At 53.1% G+C, this 22541-nt stretch carries 20 protein-coding genes; 15 read left to right on the forward strand and 5 right to left on the reverse strand.

Features of this window, described 5'->3' with window-relative positions; all coding sequences use genetic code 11:
* Window positions 1–207 precede the first annotated feature (207 nt).
* Genes F3J40_RS19710 through F3J40_RS19735 form a run of 6 tightly spaced genes read left to right on the forward strand, consistent with a single transcriptional unit; the run spans window position 208 to window position 7729 of the window.
* The gene (locus F3J40_RS19710) at window positions 208–1413 is read left to right on the forward strand and encodes a bifunctional succinylornithine transaminase/acetylornithine transaminase (protein ID WP_167017355.1); all 1206 of its coding nucleotides are present in this window, start codon (window positions 208–210) and stop codon (window positions 1411–1413) included.
* 17 nt (window positions 1414–1430) lie between these two features.
* Window positions 1431–2456: an arginine N-succinyltransferase gene (astA, locus tag F3J40_RS19715; RefSeq protein ID WP_240155554.1), complete on the forward strand. Its 1026-nt coding sequence runs from the start codon at window positions 1431–1433 to the stop codon at window positions 2454–2456.
* Window positions 2453–3919, forward strand: coding sequence for a succinylglutamate-semialdehyde dehydrogenase (gene astD / locus F3J40_RS19720; RefSeq protein ID WP_167017359.1), 1467 nt, complete (start codon window positions 2453–2455; stop codon window positions 3917–3919). The genes astA and astD overlap by 4 nt, the downstream gene beginning before the upstream one ends.
* 22 nt (window positions 3920–3941) lie before the next feature.
* Complete coding sequence (gene astB, locus F3J40_RS19725) at window positions 3942–5285, forward strand: N-succinylarginine dihydrolase (RefSeq protein WP_167017361.1); 1344 nt, start codon at window positions 3942–3944, stop codon at window positions 5283–5285.
* The gene (astE, locus tag F3J40_RS19730) at window positions 5269–6282 is read left to right on the forward strand and encodes a succinylglutamate desuccinylase (protein ID WP_167017363.1); all 1014 of its coding nucleotides are present in this window, start codon (window positions 5269–5271) and stop codon (window positions 6280–6282) included. The genes astB and astE overlap by 17 nt, the downstream gene beginning before the upstream one ends.
* A gap of 49 nt (window positions 6283–6331) precedes the next feature.
* Window positions 6332–7729: an amino acid permease gene (locus F3J40_RS19735; RefSeq protein WP_167017538.1), complete on the forward strand. Its 1398-nt coding sequence runs from the start codon at window positions 6332–6334 to the stop codon at window positions 7727–7729.
* A gap of 39 nt (window positions 7730–7768) precedes the next feature.
* On the opposite strand, the gene F3J40_RS19740 is transcribed toward F3J40_RS19735, so the two are convergent.
* On the reverse strand, window positions 7769–8464 hold the full coding sequence (locus F3J40_RS19740) for an aspartate/glutamate racemase (protein ID WP_167017365.1): 696 nt from the start codon (window positions 8462–8464) through the stop codon (window positions 7769–7771).
* A gap of 174 nt (window positions 8465–8638) precedes the next feature.
* Between F3J40_RS19740 and F3J40_RS19745 the strand changes: the two genes are divergently transcribed.
* Window positions 8639–9283, forward strand: coding sequence for a hypothetical protein (locus tag F3J40_RS19745; RefSeq protein WP_167017367.1), 645 nt, complete (start codon window positions 8639–8641; stop codon window positions 9281–9283).
* A gap of 99 nt (window positions 9284–9382) precedes the next feature.
* Here F3J40_RS19745 and F3J40_RS19750 read toward each other — a convergent pair whose 3' ends face one another.
* The 3 genes from F3J40_RS19750 to F3J40_RS19760 all read right to left on the reverse strand — a co-directional run bounded on the left by F3J40_RS19750 (window position 9383) and on the right by F3J40_RS19760 (window position 14407).
* A complete protein-coding gene (locus F3J40_RS19750) occupies window positions 9383–12052 on the reverse strand; it encodes a hypothetical protein (protein ID WP_167017369.1) in 2670 nt (889 codons plus the stop codon).
* Between the two features lie 321 nt (window positions 12053–12373).
* Entirely contained in the window at window positions 12374–13318 is a 945-nt protein-coding gene (locus F3J40_RS19755) for a DUF3829 domain-containing protein (protein ID WP_167017371.1), read from the reverse strand.
* Between the two features lie 183 nt (window positions 13319–13501).
* A complete protein-coding gene (locus F3J40_RS19760; protein ID WP_167017373.1) occupies window positions 13502–14407 on the reverse strand; it encodes a LysR family transcriptional regulator in 906 nt (301 codons plus the stop codon).
* 250 nt (window positions 14408–14657) lie between these two features.
* On the opposite strand from F3J40_RS19760, the gene F3J40_RS19765 reads away from it, so the two are divergent.
* The 5 genes from F3J40_RS19765 to F3J40_RS19785 all read left to right on the forward strand — a co-directional run bounded on the left by F3J40_RS19765 (window position 14658) and on the right by F3J40_RS19785 (window position 18815).
* On the forward strand, window positions 14658–15071 hold the full coding sequence (locus tag F3J40_RS19765) for an NUDIX hydrolase (protein WP_167017375.1): 414 nt from the start codon (window positions 14658–14660) through the stop codon (window positions 15069–15071).
* A 148-nt stretch (window positions 15072–15219) separates the two neighbouring features.
* On the forward strand, window positions 15220–15972 hold the full coding sequence (locus F3J40_RS19770; protein ID WP_167017377.1) for an alpha/beta fold hydrolase: 753 nt from the start codon (window positions 15220–15222) through the stop codon (window positions 15970–15972).
* 13 nt (window positions 15973–15985) lie between these two features.
* Window positions 15986–16660, forward strand: coding sequence for a heavy metal response regulator transcription factor (locus tag F3J40_RS19775; protein WP_167017379.1), 675 nt, complete (start codon window positions 15986–15988; stop codon window positions 16658–16660).
* Window positions 16657–18027, forward strand: coding sequence for a heavy metal sensor histidine kinase (locus tag F3J40_RS19780; protein ID WP_167017381.1), 1371 nt, complete (start codon window positions 16657–16659; stop codon window positions 18025–18027). Before F3J40_RS19775 ends, F3J40_RS19780 begins: the two co-directional genes overlap by 4 nt.
* A 155-nt stretch (window positions 18028–18182) precedes the next feature.
* Window positions 18183–18815, forward strand: coding sequence for a LysE family translocator (locus F3J40_RS19785; protein ID WP_167017383.1), 633 nt, complete (start codon window positions 18183–18185; stop codon window positions 18813–18815).
* A gap of 5 nt (window positions 18816–18820) precedes the next feature.
* On the opposite strand, the gene F3J40_RS19790 is transcribed toward F3J40_RS19785, so the two are convergent.
* On the reverse strand, window positions 18821–19741 hold the full coding sequence (locus F3J40_RS19790) for a DMT family transporter (RefSeq protein WP_167017385.1): 921 nt from the start codon (window positions 19739–19741) through the stop codon (window positions 18821–18823).
* Window positions 19742–19999: 258 nt separating this feature from the next.
* Here F3J40_RS19790 and F3J40_RS19795 point away from each other — a divergent pair, with 258 nt between their 5' ends.
* From F3J40_RS19795 to F3J40_RS19805, 3 genes are read left to right on the forward strand one after another with little or no spacing between them, the layout of a single operon-like run.
* Window positions 20000–20839 (forward strand): transporter substrate-binding domain-containing protein, encoded by an 840-nt coding sequence (locus F3J40_RS19795; protein ID WP_167017387.1) that lies wholly within the window; start codon window positions 20000–20002, stop codon window positions 20837–20839.
* A 49-nt stretch (window positions 20840–20888) separates the two neighbouring features.
* Window positions 20889–21548, forward strand: coding sequence for a 5-oxoprolinase subunit PxpB (gene pxpB, locus F3J40_RS19800; protein WP_051005711.1), 660 nt, complete (start codon window positions 20889–20891; stop codon window positions 21546–21548).
* Window positions 21545–22531 (forward strand): 5-oxoprolinase subunit C family protein, encoded by a 987-nt coding sequence (locus F3J40_RS19805; RefSeq protein ID WP_167017389.1) that lies wholly within the window; start codon window positions 21545–21547, stop codon window positions 22529–22531. The genes pxpB and F3J40_RS19805 overlap by 4 nt, the downstream gene beginning before the upstream one ends.
* Window positions 22532–22541 lie beyond the last annotated feature (10 nt).

Genomic DNA, 22541 nt, shown 5'->3' on the forward strand with positions numbered 1-22541 from the left:
TGAGGAAAACTAAGCGGGATTTTTCACCGATGAATTAAGTTAAAATTGCTTTTTTTATTCACATCTCTTTAAAAGGATGTCCCTGTTAACACGTAAAAGGGGCACGTTAAATTATTGCGTTATCCGAAAGGGTAAAAGTTTTTCTTATGTTATTGATGCTTGCGGGCAGGCATCGTCACAGTTAAAAAAAGTTTCAGGAGAAATGCTATGTCAGGCAATGTTAATCGCGAATACTTTGATAAATATATGGTTCCCTGCTATTCGCCGGCACCTTTTATTCCCGTTAAAGCCGCAGGATCACGCGTCTGGGATCAACAGGGTAAGGAGTACATTGACCTGGCAGGAGGCATCGCGGTTAACTCCCTCGGGCATAGCAACCCAGTGCTGGCGCAGGCTCTGAAGGATCAGATCGATAAGCTATGGCACATGGCTAACGGTTTCACTAACGAACCGGTGCTGACGCTGGCACAAAAACTCGTGAATGCGACCTTTGCTGACAAAGTATTTTTCTGTAATTCCGGTGCAGAAGCGAATGAAGCCGCGTTAAAACTGGCGCGCAAATATGCACGCGATCGTTTTGGTGCGGATAAAAGCGAAATCATTGCCTTCAAAAATGCCTTCCATGGCCGTACGCTTTTTACCGTCACTGTGGGTGGTCAACCAAAATATTCTGCTGACTTTGCACCGCTGCCACAGGATATTACCCATCTCCCCTATAATGATCTTAACGCGGTTGCGGCACAGATTTCTGACCGGACCTGCGCGGTGATTGTTGAGCCCGTGATTGGTGAAGGCGGCGTTCTACCTGCCGATCCAGCCTTCCTGCAAGGGCTGCGCGAACTGTGTGATAAGCACAATGCGACGCTGATTTTTGATGAAGTTCAAACCGGTGCGGGTCGTCTTGGTACGCTCTATGCCTATCAACACTACGGCGTGGTGCCTGACCTGCTCACCAGCGCAAAAGGTTTGGGCGGTGGATTCCCGATTGGCGCTATGCTGGCGAAAGAAGCCTGGGCACAGGTCTTCCAGCCGGGCACACATGGCACAACCTTTGGCGGCAACCCGCTGGCGGCTACCGTGGCGAACAGCGTACTGGATCAGCTGGATGAAACGTTACTGGGCGGTGTGGCCGAGCGTCATCAGCTGATTGTCGCCCGACTGGAGGCGCTCAATGCGCAACACGGTCTGTTTACGGCAATTCGCGGTAAAGGATTGTTAATCGGCGCGGAACTGGCGGAGCCCCTGCGTGGCAAAGCGAAAACGCTGACCAATCTCGCGGCCGAAGAGGGATTAATTGCCCTGATTGCGGGCCCGGACGTGCTGCGTTTTGCGCCGGCGTTGAACATTCCGCTGGAAGATATTGAAGAAGCCTTTGTGCGACTGGAGCGTGCTGTTGTGCGTATCCTGGGTTAATCGCGGAGGAGTCTATGATGCTTTTTCGTCCCGTTTGTGAAAGCGATCTGCCCGCCGTCATGCGGCTGGCAGGGCGTGCCGGTGTGGGGATGACCTCGTTACCCCACGACGAGCAACGCTTGCAGGCGCGCATCCAGCGCAGCGTTGATACCTTTGCCGGTCGCTTACCGCGTAGCCAGCAGGGCTTCTTGTTTGTACTGGAAGATCCCGAAACGGCCCAGGTGGTGGGGATCAGCGCTATTGAAGTGGCTGTGGGACTCAATGAACCCTTTTATAATTTTCGCATTCAGCGCTCGGTGCGGGCTTCGCGCGAATTAGGGATCTACAAAAATCTTGAGCTGCTGACCATCAGCTACGATCACACCGGTCACAGTGAACTCTGTACGCTGTTCCTTGACCCGGAATACCAGAAGAACCGCAACGGGCTGTTTCTCTCCAAGGCGCGTTTCCTGTTTATTGCCACTTTCCGCGAGCTGTTTTCTGCGCACCTGTTTGCGGAGATGCGCGGCGTCCTGGGAGATGACGGAAAGTCGCCATTCTGGGATGCGCTGGGCCACCACTTCTTCGACATACCGTTTGTGGATGCCGATCGTCTTACCGGCAGCGGCGCAAAAACCTTTATTGCCGAACTGATGCCTTCCTATCCGATTTACGTCTCGCTGCTCCCTGAGGATGCGCAGGCGGTGATCGGGAAAGTGCATCCGCGCACGGCTCCTGCTCGCGCCATTCTGGAAAAAGAGGGGTTCAGCTACCGCGGCTCGGTCGACATCTTTGATGCAGGCCCGGTACTGGAGGCGGAAACCGATCAGATTCGCGCCATTCGTGACAGCCGTCGGGTTGCGCTTGATGCCAACTTCTCACTGCCAACGGTGCCAACACTGGTGGCTAACACCCAGTTCGAACATTTTCGTGCCATCCTGGTTGTGCCGGATGAGCAGGGCACGATGCCCGGTCTGGATCAAACCCAACTCGATGCTTTGCAGGTCAGTGCCAATGACCCTGTCAGGCTGGTCACACTTCAACCTGAGGAGAGCGCGACATGAGTCATGCTGCCCATTTTATTGCCGGTCAATGGCTGGCGGGTAACGGCCCGCGCCTGACTAAGTTTTCTCCGCTCGATCAGCAAATCATCTGGCAGGCCAACAGTGCCAGTGCCGCAGACGTGGCGGCTGCCACTGAAGCTGCCCGCAAGGCCTTTTACAGCTGGTCGCATTTAGCCGTTGCCGATCGGATTGCCGTTATTGAGCGCTTTGCTGCCCTGTTGGCAGAACATAAAGAGGCGCTGGCCACAGTGATCGCCCAGGAAACCAGCAAACCGCTGTGGGAAACGCGTACTGAAGTGCAGGCGATGATCGGCAAAGCCACGATTTCTCAGGACGCTTACCATCGACGTACCGGGACGACAGAAACCACAATGGCGGACGGTAAAGCGCTGTTACAGCATAAGCCACACGGGGTGATGGCGGTCTTTGGCCCCTATAACTTCCCTGGCCACTTACCAAACGGACACATTATCCCGGCACTGATTGCCGGTAATACGCTGGTGTTTAAGCCCAGCGAACTGACGCCAGCCACCGCTGAACTGACGCTTAAACTCTGGCAGCAGGCGGGCTTGCCGGAAGGTGTGCTCAACCTGGTGCAAGGTGGACGAGAAACGGGCGCGGCGCTGCTGGAAAACCGTGAAATCGATGGCGTGCTGTTTACGGGCAGTGCTGCGGCTGGGTTCCACTTCCACCGGGTGTTGGCCGGACAGCCAGAAAAAATCCTCGCACTGGAGATGGGTGGCAATAACGCCCTGATTGCAGAGAGCTACAGCGATCTGGATGCGGCAGTCCATCTGATCATTCAATCAGCGTTCATTTCAGCCGGCCAGCGTTGTACCTGTGCGCGTCGTCTGTTGGTGAAGCGCGGAGCCGCAGGAGACGCACTGATTGCGCGTCTGGTTGAAGCCAGCCGCAACATTGTTGTTGGCCGCTGGGACGCAGAGCCACAGCCCTTTATGGGGGGTGTGATCTCGCTGCAGGCCGCCAGTGCCATGTTACAGGCACAGGAGAATCTGTTGGCATTAGGGGCAAAAAGCTTGCTGACGCTGACGCAGCCGGATGTGACGTCAACCCTGTTAACGCCGGGAATTATTGAAACCACCGGACTCGAGCTGCCGGATGAAGAGTATTTCGGCCCGCTGTTAAGTGTTATTCGCTATGACAGCTTTGATGAAGCGCTACGCATTGCTAACCATACCCGCTATGGGCTGGCGGTGGGGCTGATTGCCGAAGACGCAGCGCTGTTTGCGCGTTTGACCGATGAAGCCCGAGCCGGAATTGTTAACTGGAATAAACCGTTAACCGGCGCCTCCAGCAATGCGCCGTTTGGTGGCGTCGGGGCGTCAGGCAATCATCGCGCTTCCGCCTATTATGCCGCGGACTACTGCGCATGGCCGATGGCCTCACTGACCAGTGACACACTTAGCCTGCCTGCTGCGCGCTCGCCGGGTTTACCGTTCTAAATCGCCGTGATGCGAGGAAATTATGTCTGGTTTTGAAGTAAATTTTGACGGACTGGTGGGACCGACTCACCATTACGCCGGTCTGTCGACCGGTAATGAAGCCTCTCAGCTGAACCGCGATGGGTTATCAAACCCACGTAAAGCGGCATTGCAGGGGCTGGCGAAAATGAAAGCCCTGGCAGATCGGGGCTTCGTCCAGGGCATTCTCCCTCCGCAGCCGCGTCCTAACCTGGCGGCGTTACGGGGTTTAGGGTTTAGCGGTAGTGATGAGCAAGTTTTACAGCAGGCGGCGCAGACCTCTCCGCACCTGTTGTCGGCCATGAGCTCGGCTTCATCTATGTGGACCGCAAACGCAGCGACGGTTTCGCCCTCTGCGGACAGCGCTGACGGCAAGGTACACTTTACGGTTGCCAATCTGAACAACAAACTGCACCGTGCGATGGAAATCCCGACGACCTCGGCGATTTTGCGCGCCACTTTCCGTGATGAAGCGCATTTTGCCCATCATGCGGCGCTGCCAGCACAAAGTGATTTTGGCGACGAAGGGGCCGCCAACCACAACCGTTTCTGTAATGACTACGCCAGCCAGGGCATTCAACTGTTTATTTATGGTCGCAAGGCGTTTGGTGGCGGGCCAGCACCGCAGCGTTATCCTGCACGTCAGACCCGTGAAGCCAGCGAAGCGATTGCGCGACTGCATCAGCTCAACCCGGAATTTACCGTGTTCGCCCAGCAAAATCCGGCGGTGATTGACAGCGGCGTGTTCCATAACGATGTGATCGCGGTCAGCAATAAACAGGTCCTGTTCCATCATCAGCAGGCATTCCTCGATCAGTCCGCTTTGCTGAACACCCTGCGTGAAAAAAGTGCCTTACTTGACGTCCCCTTTGTCAATATCGAGGTGCCGCAGGATCAGGTCAGTGTCGAGGATGCCGTTGCCAGCTATCTGTTCAACAGCCAGCTGCTCAGCAAGCCGGATGGCAGCATGGTGATTGTGGTGCCAGAAGAGTGCCGCCAGCGCGACAATGTCTGGCGCTATCTGACCGAGATGACCAACGCATCCGGTTCTCCCGTCAATGAAATTGCCCTGTTTGATCTGCGTGAAAGTATGCGCAACGGTGGCGGTCCAGCCTGTCTGCGTTTGCGCGTTGTGTTGAATGAACAGGAACGGGCCGCAGTCAATCAGGGCAGCCTGATGACGGAACAGCGTTACCAGCAGCTGACTCAGTGGGTGGAAAAACACTATCGCGATCGTCTGCACGCCAGTGATTTGGCCGATCCACAACTGCCGCGTGAAGTCTGGCAAGCGCTGGATGAACTGACACAGATCCTGCAATTGGGTGCTATCTATGACTTCCAGCGCTAAAGAGAACGCACTCGTTGAGGCATTGCTGGCGTGCAAGTTGGCGTCGCTGCCTTTGCCGGCGGACGTGAAGGGCACATGGCTGGCGGAAGGGGTATTACAGCTGATTCCCGCAGAGCCCTGGCAGCAAGCAACGGTGATTTCTGCCGGTATTCACGGTAACGAAACGGCGCCGATTGAAATGCTACTGCGCATTCTGGCTGATATCAGCAGCGGCAAACAGCCGCTGCATCAGGCTATCCTGGTGGTGTTCGGCAACCTTCCGTCGATGCGTGCGAATAAACGCTATCTGCACAATGACATGAACCGCCTGTTTGGTGGTCGGCATGCACAGGCGAAACCGGGAAATGAGAGTCGACGTGCTGCACAGTTGGAGCAGGTGGTGGCTGATTTCTTTGCCAGCACGGCCCCACAGTCGCAGAGCAATCGATTACATCTCGATTTGCACACCGCGATTCGTGGCTCGCGCTTTGCGCAGTTTTCACTGATCCCGTTCCATCGTCACGCTTATCACCCCAGTTTCTTTGCATTACAGGAAGCCTGTGGCCTCGATGCGGTGGTGCAACACACCGCGCCTGGCGGTACGTTTAGCAACTTTACCAGCGATGCTTTCGGTGCGCAGAGTTGTACGCTGGAACTGGGTAAAGCGTTACCGTTTGGACAAAATGATCTCACTCAGTTTGCCACCACAGAAGCGGCTCTGCGTGCGCTGATTGCCGGGGAAACACTACCCACCCGCGATAAAGCGCCAGTGCGTTATTTCTCGGTCGCGGAGAGCATCATTAAAAGCGATGCGCGTTTTACGCTTAACCTCGATCCGCAGGCGGAAAATTTCACCGAGCTGGACGTTGGTTATGAGATCGCCAGTCAGCCGGGCAAGCACTGGACAGTCAGTGCTAAAGCCCCGTACATTCTGTTCCCCAACGCGGGTGTGGCGCTTGGCCTGAGGGCTGGAATGCTGTTACAGCCTGCTTCGCCATGCCTTTCTTTGCCAGACTGAAGGAATCGTCGTGACTGACAAATCGACTCAAGGGCAGGTTCAGCCTGCCCTGGCGGCTGACGCCCCGGATAAACTCCAACGGGGCCTTAGTGAACGCCATATTCAGATGATCGCCCTGGGGGGATCGATTGGCACCGGCCTGTTTATGGGTGCGGGTCGTAACATCGCGGTAGCGGGTACCTCGATATTAATCATTTATGTGCTGGTGGGCTTTTTTAGCTATATGGTGATGCGGGCAATGGGTGAGCTGCTGCTTACCCGGCTGGATTACCGCTCGTTTGCTGATTTTGTCAGTGAGTATCTTGGCCCAAAAGCCAGTTTTTATCTTGGCTGGTCCTACTGGCTCAGCTGGGTTGTCACCTGTATTGCCGATGTGGTGGTATGCGGAGCCTATATGCAGTACTGGTTCCCGCATATGTCGGCGTGGATACCGGCGTTGTTTACGCTGGGCATACTCTGTCTGTTTAACCTGATGTCGGTGAAAGCCTTTGGTGAGGCGGAGTTCTGGTTTGCGCTGATTAAAGTGGTCACGATTGTGGCACTGATCCTGACCGGCGGCTGGATGGTGTTTACCGGCTGGACCTCGCCGGATGGCGTGAAAGCGTCGGTGGATAATCTGACCGATCCGGCCGTGTTTATGCCGCATGGTTTGACTGGCTTCCTCGCGGGCTTCCAGATCGCTATTTTCTCTTACACCGGGATTGAGCTGTTGGGAACGATGACGGCGGAGACGCGCGATCCAGAGAAGATCCTGCCACGCGCCGTGAACTCTCTGCCGCTGCGTATCGTCATCTTCTATATGCTGTCGATGATTGTGATTATCGCCGTGACTTCATGGCAGGGCGTCTCACCCGATTCCAGCCCGTTTGTCACGCTGTTTGCTAAAGCCGGTTTGCCAGCGGCAGCGGCCATCATTAACTTTGTGGCGTTAACTTCAGCAATGTCCTCTGCTAACAGCGGTGTCTACTCCAGCACACGAATGCTGTACGGTTTGTCGGTAGAGAAGCATGCGCACTGGCAGTTCCGCATTCTCTCGCGCACGACCCGTATTCCGGTTCGCAGTCTGCTGTTTTCCTGCTTCTGTATGCTGAGTGGGACGCTGCTGCTGTTTCTGGTGCCAAACGTCACCACGTTGTTCACCATCGTTTCAACCCTGGCGGCCATTCTGGTGATCTACAGTTGGGGGATGATTCTGGTGGCCTATCTGGTATACCGCAAGCAGCGCCCGGATCTGCATGAGAAGTCGAAGTTCAAAATGCCCGGTGGTGTCGTGATGACCTGGGCCACACTGATTTTCTTCATCTTCTCGGTGGTCATCATGGTGTTTGACCCGGACACACTGATGGCACTTGAGGCCTCCCCACTGTGGTTTATTGCGTTGTGGGTGTTCTGGAAGATCAAGGAAAAACGCGAGCAGCCTGAAGAGGCGGACAAAGTCAGCGTTTAAAATCCAGTCAGGCGATGTCACTGCATCGCCTGATTTTCTTTACTGCGCGAGCATAAATTCCACCGCTCGTTCTGCATGAATGCGCGCGGTATCAAATACCGGCAGGGCGCTCTCTTCTTCTGGCACCAACAGCCCAATTTCAGTACAGCCAAATATCACGCCCTGCGCGCCTTGCTGTTTTAGCTGCTCGATCACCTGAAGGTAGTAATCCCGCGAGGATGGGGTAAAACTGCCGAGACAAAGTTCTTCGAAAATAATGCGATTGATGTTTTTACGTGCCACTGCATCAGGGATCAGCGTCTCAATGGCATAATTTTGTTCCAGCCTGCCCCGATAAAAATCCTGTTCCATGGTATACGCCGTACCGAGCAGCGCGACACGGTTCATGTTCGCCGCCTGAAGTGCATCGCCCGTGGCATCAGCAATATGAATAAAGGGCACATCAATGGCTTGCTCAATCTGGTGGGCGACTTTATGCATGGTATTCGTACAGAGCACCATGCCCTCGGCTCCCGCCTGCTGCAAGCCGCGTGCTGCCTGTGCCAGTATCTCACCGGCTTTATGCCATTCACCGCTGGCCTGACAGGCTTCAATCTGGTGGAAATCTACGCTGTGCATCAAGAGTTGTGCGGAGTGCAGTCCACCCAGGCGTTGCTTTATCCCTTCGTTAATCAGTCGATAATAGGGAATCGTCGATTCCCAGCTCATACCTGCTAACAGCCCTAGCGTTTTCATTAAATTTTCCTTACAAAACAGGACAAACAGAATAGGGATCAGACTATCACTATTAATCGCCTCATGGGGAGATTACAGCGAGGCGAAAAGCCGTATACAATGAGCCACGGTTTTACCGGGCTGGCCCGGAAACAGAGCACACTTCAAGCCTTTGCAGGGCGCAATGACGGCTAAATGAACAAAATGATCGCACGACTAAAACGCAAGCCACTCGAATTCATGGCGTTGATACTTTCTCTGCTGGCATTACTGGTCTCATGGAATAATCAAATCACTTTAAAAGCACTGTACGGCAACAATGAAAAAGTCATTGTTTACAGTGATTACGCGCGTAGCCTGAAGGGTGGGGTACAGCTGCGGCCATTGGGTGACGACAAGCATATCTTGTCGATGACGATGGTCTATCCGAAAAAAATTGGCACCAGCGAAACCTATATGGATGCCCATGCCATTTACGTTCCCGATGAAGCGATAAAGGCGCGTTTGTATGAGCTGTTCCGCGGTAACCGCCTGACGGGCACCTTCCACGCCAGCATCCCGGTTCGGCTTATCACCCGCTATGCGACTCAGGGCGAGGCCTACACCGATGATGCCATCTATATCGTCAATTATCGTTTCACGGTAAGCCGCGATCTGCATCAGCCGATCAAGACGTTCATAGAAATGAACGATATTGACGTGAATTTTACCTCTCGCGCGGCAGATACGCTGTTGGCAAAAGTGGATGCGATGATGGGCATTACCGATGAAAGCAATGATATCAATCGCATGTTCACCAACGGCACCTTTAGTGATATTTCAGGCAACCCGTTGTCTTGAGGATGGGCTGAGGCTGCACAGGTGCGCTGTCTATCGTTCAGATTTTATAATCGAGAGACAGCCATCAGGGTATGTTGTCTTTGCCGGGCTGATAGCGTTTCAGACGTTATCAGCCCGGTCTGGTTGTTCACGCTCGATTTTCATATCAGAAAATTTTTGCGTAAATCCTTCGTCGCCGCGGTTCAGTAGCGTTTTCCACAGCACAATACTCAACACAGAACGCGGTAATTTCCACGGGCGATTGTAGGAATTAGGCAGATACTTCCCGTTGCGCACGGCTTCAAGCCGATCCCCGGTACGTCTGATCAGCATATCTGTAGCCTGCTGGGCGCTCACCGAATACTTCTGTCTGTAATCGCTGGCGGACATCGCCCCAAGATAAGCCAGATTGAAAGCCTGAGCGACGGACAGTTCATCAACAAGTTCACGTGTCAGGTCTGAAAGTGCATCTGTATTGCGCGGCCTCGGCCATTTGCGCTCTTCCGCGAGAAAACCTAAGTATTCAACAATCTCTCCCTGCGCGATTTCTTGGGCAAAAGGTATGAGGTCTTTGTACCAGTGATCCGGGATATCACCATTGATATCTCGAAGTTGTTTAACCAATGCCCTACTGGCATCGGACATACGCCAGCGAATTTGGCTAATGCATATGTCGGAAACCTCGCCCTCAACGATCACAAAGGCATTTGGCGGGGTAGTCGGATGCACCGATGCCAGGCCCGAGCTCAGAAGATTGAACAAAATATTCCTGTCGCTCAACACGGGAGAGAAGTGAAGCCTGCTTTCATCGACTGAAATAAGAAAACTATCATCCGGTTCTGCATCAGCGCACCGGTAGAGTGCGAGCAGTGCTACTGCGGTGAGTAATGAAATATCATCGAGTGCGATGTTGCCTTCGAGTGGAGCAGGAAACCTGGACAAATAGTTTGCGATAATGAGCGCTTCAGCCGCAATTTTGTCTTTGCAACGACTCTGTGCGCTTTCCAGGGCATCACGGAGCCCTTTTTCCTTCTGGGTATCACCGTTGAAAGTGAAGATGTACAGCTCTAGCGCCTGAAGTAGCGGGGTATCCGCCTGTTTAGTACAGAGCGACAGCATGTTGATGAGGGTTGGATAATGTGTTGGGTCATCATGCAGAATTTTCCAGTATGTAGAGATAGCACTGACTTTCTTATTGATATTCTGCAAGGACAGAGCCAGATAGAACTGAATTTCCTGGCGTTTGTCGCCCACTCCAACCATGCTAATGAGCTGATTGAGTTCTTTATATAGCCGATGCTCATGTAAGGAGGCCACCAGATCTTTGACAAGATCATAGGCCATCGGTGAGGGGATGACCTGACTCCTGAGATATTTAATGACCCCTGAAGCAAACTTACGTAGAAAGTCCGTCTGCTTATTTATCGTTTCAGCAATCAATAAACGGTGATGTAGCGTTGATTCAAACGGGAAGGCCTTCCAGACTGACATAATCCAATACCCGCCCAATTTGGCCCAGTTGGGGCGGGCTCGATGGGCATGAATAATCGTATAAAGAGAAAGCAGTTCCCCATTAAACCTCTCAGGATGCTGCGTTACATCCCCAAGCTCTTCCGCCAGATTATCCCAGAGCGCTGTACCGAGAACCGGTTCATCAGTATGCAGGTAATCTGTCTCAATCCTGTAATTGGCGAACAGGGCGCGGAAAAATTGCTGAGTGCGGCCTTGCAGGCTGCTAATCAGGATATGTTTGTAAGGCGTAAGGTCACAACAGGGCCATGGCTGTGCGCATGCATCCCAATTGCTTCCTTTGAAGGGAATGCTTTCATTGAACAATGCCGTAGAACTGATTAGCTTATTGCTGGTTAAAGACTCAAGCTCTTTTAAATAACATTCTGCTAATTCTGGGATCAAATGGTCTGCGCTTTTACAGGCTGCAGCCAGCGCAAACCTGAATGCGGTAATCTGACTTTCTGATGAGGATGAAGTACCTTGCCCGAGCAGGATAAACCCTGAGGCGGCATCAGGCGGGTTGGTTTCCGCCTGGATAGCACAACGGGCACGTTCGATGTGCCACAAAACGGATGCTGATGGGGGATCGTTACGGGTTTCGATCTCTTCAAGTTGGCTCAGGTAATTAAGTGAGCACGCGTATTTACCCACTTCTGCGGAAGCTCTGGCTAATGCCCACAGATATCGAGGCATCAAAACGGAGGATGGGATGGCTGCCAGGACTGCATATTGATCTTCAGCGGCGTTTCCTGATTGCTGCATACTCTCAGCAACCGCTAAACGCAGTGGCTGGCAGTCTGGGTAGAGAAAAAGCAGATGCGACAGGTCACGCAGTTTTTGTGCGGGATTGTCTATATCCTCAGTCCACTCCCCCTGGAAGCGAGCAAAAACGGCTATCAATGGAACGGTGTTGGCTGACGTCACCGCGTTTAACCATGGCCAAATCTGAGCCTCATAATCGTCTTCCCGTTGCCAGGAATCAGGGTCATTGCTAATGAGTGAGCTTAAAAGCCCAATACCATCACCATCCAGCATTGCTATTGATGCTCTTAGTCGATGAAAGGCGTCGTCGAACTTATCCAGCCTCCATTCACAGTAGGCTATTTTTACCGTTAAGCGTGGGACGGTGGGATCTAACAGAAGATAGCTGGATAGCGCCTGCTCATAACTGGACTCGCGTAATAAAGCATCTGCGATGTTTTCCGCATCGCAACGCTCATCCGGTTCTACCTGTGAAAAAATGATGTCTGACAAAGATGCGTAATTTGAAGAGGACATGCTGGTTTCCAAACGTATTATTGTTGCTTCTCGAATGAAGCTTTCCGCTCTGTATGGTTACCGGTTGTTTGATTGAGTTCATGAGGATATAAACTATTTTTTGCTCATGCTGGGCGACTGTTTCCGGATGGATCAGGATGAATGAGTAGAGGCACTGTTTACACAGAGTACACTCTGTAGGTTGCAGATTGAATTACCTGGCGTCCAACATAATTCAATCACCCGTGATCTTAAGGATCACGGGTGATTTTCAGACGTGCTGGCCTGATTTACACTTGACTGACCGAAACTATAGCGCTCGCTCAGTAGTGAGAGCCATTTTTAGCATGCAGAAGCATTCAATGAACTGATCAAGCCATTAAAGTTATGTTCCAGGTCGCCAGGATCGCCATCTCCTCCCGCAAAACCAAGGAAACTGTGCTTTTTTTTATAATAATAGTTACTGTCTGTGCGTGATATTATGGTGCGGCCAATAGAAAGGTAACTATTAATATTGTCTCGTAATATCGAACAATCAGAATTGTCAGGATTTTTTATTTTACTTTCGTAGCCTTTTGCCATGGAGGCAAACTGATTTAACGCGTCGTTAAATGCATCACGGTCTTTGCCCAGACCTTGCTCCGGTTGCAGGTCAGATGCCGCATCCATGCCCTGCTTCATATAATAAACCATACCGGCTTTATAATACGCCTGGGTACCTTTCTCACTATTTTCAAAGGCTGCTTTCGTTTGCGCACGATCTCTGACATCAATGCTTTTCAAAAACACCTGCTCTGCATGAGCCAGCTGTTGTAAACTCGCGATCACTGCATCCTGCACTTCACGCCCGTGTGCACCGTTGTCGCTGAGATAGGTTTTGGCGGCAATGTAGTTATGCATATCCATGCCGATTGGCAGACTCTTTGCCAGCGCATTACTGTATTCCTGCGCCGGACCATCCAGGTCAGGCATGGCGGGTTTCATACTCCGCGCATCGTCGAGATATTTTTTTATCTTGCGCATGTCATCAACGTTGCTGTTAATAATGATATTATTCGTGGGTTTAACAAATTCAGGTTTTATGTCATGCTGAAAGTAATTAATATATTCCTCAAATGAATCATGGTTGAAATTTGCCACTTTAATATAGGTGTTATATTTTTGAATTTCTGCTTGTTGCGCTGTCAGCTGTGGGGTTTCTGAAGAAGTTTGCGCATTATCACACGCGGATAACCCCATGACCGAAGCCAGTAATAAACCAAGGTAGATGTTTTTTTTGACGAACATTCCGTTCTCCTTGTCAATAATTTCCAGTTGTGCTCAGTGCTTGTTTCAAGCGGATAATAGAGTAGCAGGTTTTAAAAAATCGGACAAATTTGCCCCTGGAGAGTAATCAGGCGATTAAGCCTATTCAAACCAGTATCATACTGAAATTAAATAATCCTAATCGCCTCAGACTATTATCCAAAATTAAAGTCGTGGACCGCCGCCGTTAAAACGTTGGCTGAGTTTTTGTTGCAGGAAATCAAGAAACAGGCGGGTAAATTTACTGCGCTGACGGTGCTGAGGGAAAACTGCCGTCAGGTTCAGCGGTGCGGGTTCAAACCCACTCAGCACTTGTACCAGTTTGCGTTCCTGTAACGCCTCGGCGACGATAAAATCAGGCAGCAACACCAGCCCCAGACCGGCCACGGCGGCATCGCGCAGCACTTCGCCGTTGTTACTCACCATCGGGCCGCTCACATCAAACAGCTTTGTGCTGCCGTTGTGGCGCAGTTCCCAACCGTTTATGCCTTCGCGGCCAAAGCGCAGGCAGGCGTGCTGGCGCAATTCTTCAGGCATCTGCGGCGTCCCAGCGCGCAGCAGGTAATCCGGGCTGGCGCAGATCAGACGCTTTAGCTCGCCAAAACGGCGGGCCATCAGAGATGAGTCGGGTAGGGTGCCGATGCGTATCGCAATATCAAAACCTTCGCCCACCATATCAACATAGCGATCGGCCAGCTCAACCTGGAATTGCAGTGCAGGATGCATCGCAAGGAATTCGGCCAGCAGCGGAGAAAGATGGCTCATACCAAACGACATAGGCAAGCTGATCTTAAATATCCCCTGCAATGCCTGCTGGTCTGAGGACATGTCCTGCTGTGCTTCAAGTACATCATCCAGAATCCGCTGTGCATGCTGACTAAAACGATGACCTGCCTCGGTGACAGAAAGCTTTCGCGTATTACGCAGCAGCAACTGTGCGCCTAACGTCTCTTCCAGTGCCGCCATACGACGGCTGACATACTGCTTTGACAGCATCAGTTGTTCGGCCGCATCGGTAAAACTGCCTGCGCGGATCACGCTGAGAAAGATTTTTAAATCATCGAGTTGCATGTAGTTGCCTGGTGAAGGGAAAGCGATAAGCGATGGCGCAAAGCATAGCAGATTGGCGGTCCCAGTTCCTGGGTTCTCAGCGGGGTAATCTCCTGAAGCTAGCTAAAACCCATCCGCAAAGAATCTTCTGAATTCGATCCAACCAGGGCTAAAGTTGGCGGATACTGTCAATGATTCTCTGGCCGCAGTGAGAGGCGTATACTGCTCCCGGTGCCAGGCAAGGCAGTGATGATCTAAGGTTGAGGAAAACATGAACGCAGACAAACACATTCATATTGCGGCGGCGATTATTACGGATACAGCAGGGCGTTGCTTGCTGGTGAGAAAACAGAACACCACGCACTTTATGCAACCGGGCGGGAAAATAGACGCGGGCGAAACCGCCGCTGCAGCGCTGGTGCGCGAGTTAGCTGAGGAGTTGGCGGTGAGCATCACCTCCGATGACCTGTTCTACCTGGGAAAATTCAGCGACAGCGCCATTAATGAACCGGGCTGCGAGGTGGTCGCGGAGATCTATCATCTGCGGACGGATAAAAAAGATTTTGTTCCCGCCGCTGAAATAGCCGAAGTCATGTGGTATCCGGCTGATGGCGGTCGTCAGGTTCCGCTGGCACCCTTAACCGAAAACCATTTACTGCCGTTGCTCCCACAGCTCACGCAATAATGACCACCGCAGGCATCAACACTACGAAAAGTTGATGCCTTGCCCGCTCCCTTCCTGGACTTCTGTCATTCTTTTGTCATAACTGCCTCATGCCGCTGTCAGTGGCGCGCGCCTATCCTCATCACATCCAACCAATGAGGAGTAGATCATGAAATATTCACGTATCGCTGCGGCCGCTGGCCTGTTGCTGGGATTGATGGGCGTTGCCCAGGCGCAACCCGTTAAAAATATCGTGCTGGTACACGGCGCATTTGTTGGTGGAGCGGGCTGGCGTCCGGTGTACGATCGTCTGACGCATGATGGCTACCATGTGACGCTGGTGCAGGAACCGCTGACCAGCTTCGCCGAAGATGTGAAGGCAACCAAACGTATCCTCGATCAACAAAATGGCCCGGCCATCCTGGTCGGTCACAGTTACGGCGGTGCTATCATCACCGAGGCGGGTAATGACTCACACGTTGCCGGACTGGTGTACATCGCTGCCCATGCGCTGGATCAGGGGGAAACCGAAGCGATCAACGGTAAAAAATACCCCAACAGTGCGCACCCGTTTGCGAAATCCCCCGACGGCTTCCTGACCATTGCGCCGGAAAATTATCACGCTGATTTTGCCGCAGATTTACCTGCCGCTCTGGCGCATTTTGAAGCGCACGCGCAAATGCCTACTTCGGCGAGCGTCTTTACGGCCAATATTCCTGACCCGGCATGGAAAACCAAACCGAGCTGGTACATGGTAGCGAAGGCAGACAAAATCATTAATCCTGATCTGGAGCGGATGTACGCAAAACGCGCGCACAGCCATACTGTGGAAATCAGTGGTGCCAGCCACTCAGTGTATGAATCCCATCCGCGTGAGGTGGCTGCACTGATTGAACAAGCGGCACAACACGCCTTACCTTGATACTGGAGCACCCATGAAAATTCTGGTCATAGAAGACGAAGCGAAAGCCCGCGAATACATGCGCCACGGCCTGACAGAAGCGGGTTACGTGGTGGATGTAGCAGACAATGGTCAGGATGGCCTGTTCTACGCGCTTGAGCATCATTATGACCTGATTTTGCTGGATGTGATGATGCCGGGGCTGAATGGCTGGGAAGTGATGGCTCAATTACATAATAAAGTGCAAACCCCGGTGATCTTTCTGACGGCAAAAGGCACGCTGGAAGATCGCATCAAAGGTCTGGAGACCGGAGCCGATGATTATCTGGTGAAACCGTTCTCCTTTGCCGAACTGCTGGCGCGGGTGCGCACTTTATTGCGGCGGGGCAGTCAGCTAAAGCGGCCTGATGTGCTGACAATACAGGATCTGCAACTGGATGTAGCCCGACGTCGGGTTGAGCGCGCGGGTCAGCGTATCGATCTAACCAATAAAGAGTTCAACCTGCTGCTGCTGTTTATGCAGCATCCTGGTGAGGTGTTAACGCGCACGATCATCGCCTCACGCGTCTGGGATATGAACTTTGACAGTGATACCAATGTGGTGGACGTGGCTGTCAGGCGATTACGGCAAAAAATTGATGAGCCTTTTGCTCACCCTGTTATCCACACCGTACACGGCGTGGGCTACCGCTGCGAAGACACCCAATGAAACGCTCACTCACGCTACGCCTCTCACTGATGCTGGCGCTGGTGGTGGTTGCAGTGATGGCATTAAGCGGCATCGTGCTCTATCACTCGCTGGCCCGGCAAATTGAACAACGAGATGACGGTGCGCTGGTGACGCGGCTGGATCAAGTCCGCACCCTGCTGGGGAATGAAGATGCTGTCCAGATGATTCAGCAAAAACCGGGATTGTTTGCCAACATGCTGGGCAACACCGAATCTCTGCTGGTGCTGCGTTTTCCCCACCATCCTCCCTTAATTGAGGTCAATCCGGGCAAACGGACCATTCCGCACATTACTCCCGTGGCCGCCAATAAGCCGCTCACGCTGGCCGCTGTCAGCCATCAGTATGCCGCAGACGGGACCCCCTTTATTGCTGCCGCTGCGCTGGCTTCCACCCAGGATGGGATCGGAGATATCGAAATTATTACCGGTCGTTTGATGACAGAACGTACGGCAACGCTGGCGAGCTACCGGCAACAGATTGTGGGGCTGGCTGCGCTGGCAACGCTGGTTGTCATGCTGGCCGTCTGGTTGCTGGTGCGTTACTCACTGCGCACTTTGCACGACGTGGCGCACACCACCGCAGCCATTGACGTGCGGCAACTGGCTTACCGTTTTCAGCCGGATAACTTGCCGCAGGAGTTGCAACCGCTGGTGGTGGCGATCAACCAGATGCTGATGCGGCTGGAAAACGGCTTTCAGCGGTTGAGCCAGGTCTCTGCGGATATGGCACACGATCTGCGTACGCCGGTACATACGCTGCTGGGACAAACGGAAGTTGCGCTGAGTCAGAATCGCAGCGTGGCCGACTACCAGGCGCTGCTCGGCTCTAATTATGAAGAGCTGGAACGGATGTCACGCATGATCGATAACATGCTGTTCCTGGCCAAAGCTGAAGATCCGCGTCAGGCAATCAATATTCAATCTCTCGATCTGGCCGCGTTGGGGCAGGTATTGGCGGACTATTTTGAGGGCATCGCGGAAGAGCGGCAGATGACTTTGCAGGTCAATTTGCAGGGAAGCGTCAACGCCGATGCGGATCTGCTGCGGCGCGCGCTGGCCAATTTGTTGTCCAATGCATTGCGCTACGGTACGGAGGGAACCGAGGTTCGCGTGTTTAATGATCTTCATGCCATCTGCGTAGAGAACCTTGGGCCCACTTTGGCGCTCTCCGCGCAGGAACGGTTGTTTGACCGTTTCTGGCGTGCAGATGATTCACGCCAGCTCTCTACTCACGGCAGTGGCCTCGGCTTATCGATTGTTGCCAGCATTATGCAACTGCATCAGGGGCGTTGTGAGGTGAAGAGTGAGCAGGGTGTAACCTGTTTTACGTTGGTGCTACCGGAATAACTTGCGCAAGACCACACTTTACCTATGGGGAGTGTAGCTGGCGTAACAGGAATGGAGTATAAAGAGCGCCATTGATAAGCATGGCTGAATGGTTTTCATCTCAGCCATGGGAAACTGCCCTAACACTGGCATAAATAACTTGAGGGAATTAAGTTTTGCCTGAACTCACGCATCTGCTCACCTTTGGCCTGGTTTCGTTGGGCATGGTATTAACTCCCGGCCCGAACATGATTTACCTTATTTCACGCGCCCTGTGCCAGGGGAAAAAAGCCGGGTTGATATCCCTGGGTGGGGTGGCCTTGGGCTTTGTGTTCTACATGCTCTGCGCCGCATTCGGTATTACTGCCTTTTTGTTCGCGATCCCCTATGCCTGGGACGCCCTACGTTTTGCTGGTGCGGCCTATCTGCTCTATCTGGCCTGGGGTGCGGTGAAACCCGGCGGGAAATCCCTCTTTACGCTGCGCGAGCTGTCTGAAGACTCCGGTAGAAAGCTATTTACCATGGGTTTTCTTACCAATCTGGCAAACCCGAAAATTGCCGTGATGTATCTCTCCCTGCTGCCGCAGTTTTTAACCCCCGATCATGGCAGTGTCCTGACGCAGTCTCTCGCCCTTGGGATGACGCAAATTGCCATTAGCCTCTCAGTGAACGCCTTGATTGTGCTGTTGGCGGGCACCATTGCGGCGTTCCTGGTGATGCGCCCGGGTTGGCAGCAGGCGCAACGTTATGTCATGGGCTCAGTACTGGCGGCTCTGGCGATCAGGATGGTGTTACAAGGCAAAAGCTAAAACGGTTATGAACTGGCGCGCAAAATCGCCGCGCGACGCTGACGTTTGTCGCTCCAGACAGCAAAGATACCTGCCAGTGCCACAATGGCTGCGCCCATCAGCGTGGTAGACGCAGGCAGGTTGTGCAAGAACAAATACCCAATAATCATTGACCAGACCAGGGTCGTATAATCAAACGGTGCCAGCAGGGAAGCGTCGCTATAGCGCAGGCTAAGCGTGACCAAAATCTGCGCCAGCCCTCCAAATAAGCCGCAGCCAATCAACAGCACCAGTTGCAGAGTGGAAGGCATCTTCCAGCCGAATACCCAGCTCGCCAGGCCAATGAATGTGGTCATCAGAGAGAAATAGAACACAATCGCACCGGGTTTTTCCACGCCATTGAGAAAACGTATTTGAATATTGGAGGTGGCGGTACAGATCGCGGCAATAATCCCGAAAGCTGCCCCCAACGCGGCCCCAGACTGTGCCCCTGTGGAGGAGAACAGGCTCCCGTCAGCGGTGAGGCTGGCGGAAAGCATAATAATAATCCCACTGAACCCCACTACCACGGCGAGCCAGCGAGTAAAGCGCACGGTTTCCTTTAACAGCAAGGCGGCCATGATAACGGTGAACAATGGCGCGGCGTAGCTAATGGCTGTGGCATCGGCCAATGAAATATACACCAGCGCCAGATAGTTAAAGTACATCCCTCCGGTCCCGGAAAAGCCCCGAATCAAGTGACCAAACAGGTTTTTGGTTTTGATACTTTCAATCACGTCACCCTGAATTTTTAACCAAATCAACAGCGGGATCAGGGCAAAGAAAGAGCGAAAAAAGATCACTTCGCCGGTTGGTATGCTGCCTTGTAACCCTTTAACACAGGCCAGCATTAATGTGGCGCAGAGCGTCGCCAGCACTTTCAGGGAAATACCAAGACGGGGATTCATGTGATTACCTTTTATTCGCGTGATGGCCTACCTTAGAGCGCAATCGCAGGTGCCCGATAAGATAATTTTGTTGTGGTTGGATAGCCTTTCCTTATCACACTGGGCAGTCATATAAATCCCCTATCTGCCAACAGGCTTAACCTCTTACCCGGCTTCAGGCAAAGCGGATATAGTCGCAAAACATCGAGAAAACGATGCATACAGCGAAATTAATGATCGCGCAGCGGTTGCGCGACTTTTAACAACGGGGAAATCAGTATGAGAATCAAAACGCTCTCTTATCTGGCACTGGCATTACCAGCGCTGCTGACGGTCACTGCGGTTAAAGCGGATATGCTGTCAGATATTAAGGCTCGCGGAGAATTACGCTGCGCAGTCTACTCGGATGTTCCCCCGTTCTCTTCACCCGATCCACAAACGCGCCAACTGGTGGGTATGGATGTTGATCTTTGTACGGCGCTGGCGAAGCAAATGGGCGTGAAATTACAGCTGATGCCAACCTCTGTGGAAGCACGCATCGCGGTGATTGCCACAGGAAGGGCAGACGTCTTGATCGCCAATCTGGCCTACACCAAAACCCGTGGCAGCCAGATTCAGTTCAGCGACCCGTACTACATTGCTAAGGAAATGCTGTTAGTCAAACAGGCAAATGCCGACCAACCGCTGAGTTACTTTAAAGGCAAACGTATCAGCGCGACAAAAGGCACCACCTCTGAGCAGTCGATTGGGCTGAAAGGGGGCAAAGCGGTCACCTTCCAGGATACCGCTTCCGGCTTCCTCGCCCTTGAGCAGAATAAGTCCGTGGGCTTTGTGACCAATACCATGACGGCGATCAAACTGATTACCCAGGCGAAAAAAGACGGTATTGAGCTGGCGATGGCAAAAGAGCCAATGGCACTGGAGCCGATTGGTATCGGCATGAAAAAAGGGGAAGAACCGTTGCTGACCAGCGTCAATGCCAGCCTGAAAGCGATGGATGATGCAGGCACCATCGATGCCATCTGGAACACCTGGATTGGGCCCAATACCGAATACAAAATGGTACGTGAAGATCGCGTACAACCTTTGTCCAGTCTGAAATTTGAGCCACTGGAATAGAACTAATGAGTGTGTCTGCACACGGGAGCGATTGCCAGTGGCTATTGTAATGAAGGATCAGGATGTCCGCCTTTCTACTATGGGAAGCCGTGCCTGGCTGGTGGAAGCGCCAGGGGCCTTTGATCTCCCCGCGCAGCGTCGGATCTGGTCGCTGGCACAGCAGCTCAATCAGCGTGAGGACATTGAAGCGTTGATCCCTGGTGTGACGAACCTGCTGGTGCTGTTCCGTCATACGCCAGCAGATCCACAGTCGACGGAAGCCAGTCTGCGCCACTACTGGCAACTGGCCCGTGCCGTCGATCCCCAGGGCAAATTGATTGAGATTCCGGTGTGGTATGGCGGTGAACATGCTTCAGACCTGGTGGCGGTGTGTGAACACACGGGTCTGAGTGCTGAAGAGGTGGTTCGCCGCCACTATCAGGGACAATACACGGTGTTCGCTGTAGGCAGTGCGCCAGGTTTTGGCTATCTGCATGGGCTCGACCCGTTGCTCGCAACCCCGAGAAAAAAAGTGCCGTCGCTTAATATGTTAAAAGGCACGGTCACCATTGGCGGACCGCAAGCGGGGGTTTCCGTATTGACCGGGCCGAATGGCTGGAACGCGATTGGTTACGCTGAGCTGGAAGTTTTCAATCCCCATGCGGAAATCCCGGCGTTGATGGCGCCTGGGGACAAAATTCGCTTTGTGCCGGAGAGGATCGAACTGTGATTGAAATCGAGCAAAGTGCCGCACTGAACACGGTGCAGGATCTGGGGCGGACGCAGTGGCGTCATCTGGGGGTCTCAGTCAGTGGGGTCATGGACCCGCTGGCACTCCGTGCGGGTAACCTGTTACTGGGCAACCCGCAGGATGCTGCGGCTATTGAAATCCAGATGTTTCCTTTTAGCGTCACTTTTCGCACTGATACGGCGATAGCGTTAACCGGTGCGGATTGTCGTGCGCAGCTTGATGGCATCGATCTCCCGGCATGGTGGGGATGTGAAGTAAAAGCGGGTCAGCGACTGGTGTTGCGTTTTCCACGTACGGGGGCACGGAGCTATCTCTGCGTCGCCGGGGGCATTGATGTTCCACAGGTTTTGGGTTCGCGCAGCACCGCACTTCGCGGTAGCTTTGGCGGCTTTTCGGGGCGTCCGCTACAGCGCGGAGATCGTCTTGCTACGGGCGTTCGGCAAGGGGCCGCGTTGCCTGCCGGAGGCGTGGGCATTGAGCCACCCGACGAGGCGCTTAAGTGCGATTTTGGCCGAAATCCTGAGGGGCTGGTGCAGATCCGTGCGATGCCTTCAGGTGAATATCCTTTATTCGCTGCGGATGCCGCACGCTTTTGGCAGCAGCCGTGGAAAATCTCCATGCAGAGTAATCGCACCGGCTATCGGCTGTCGGGTGAGCCGATTCAGCCGGAAAAGGTGATTGAGATGCGCTCTTATGGCCTGATCCCCGGCATTATCCAGGTCCCGCCAGCCGGTGAGCCGATCATTCAGCTCAGTGATGCCAATACCGCGGGAGGCTATCCGAAAATCGCCTGCGTGATAGAAGAGGATTTGTGGCGTCTGGGACAGCTACAGCCAGGCCAGTCTATTCAACTGGTACAGTGTGATGCACAACAAGCCATTGAAGCCCGTGCGGCGATTGAACGCTGGTTACAGCGCATTCAGCGCACGATCCCGCTGTTTAGAGAGGCTTGTGGAGCTTAACAAGGAAACT

Source organism: Candidatus Pantoea multigeneris, assembly GCF_011752615.1.
Classification (GTDB): Bacteria; Pseudomonadota; Gammaproteobacteria; order Enterobacterales; family Enterobacteriaceae; genus Pantoea; species Pantoea multigeneris.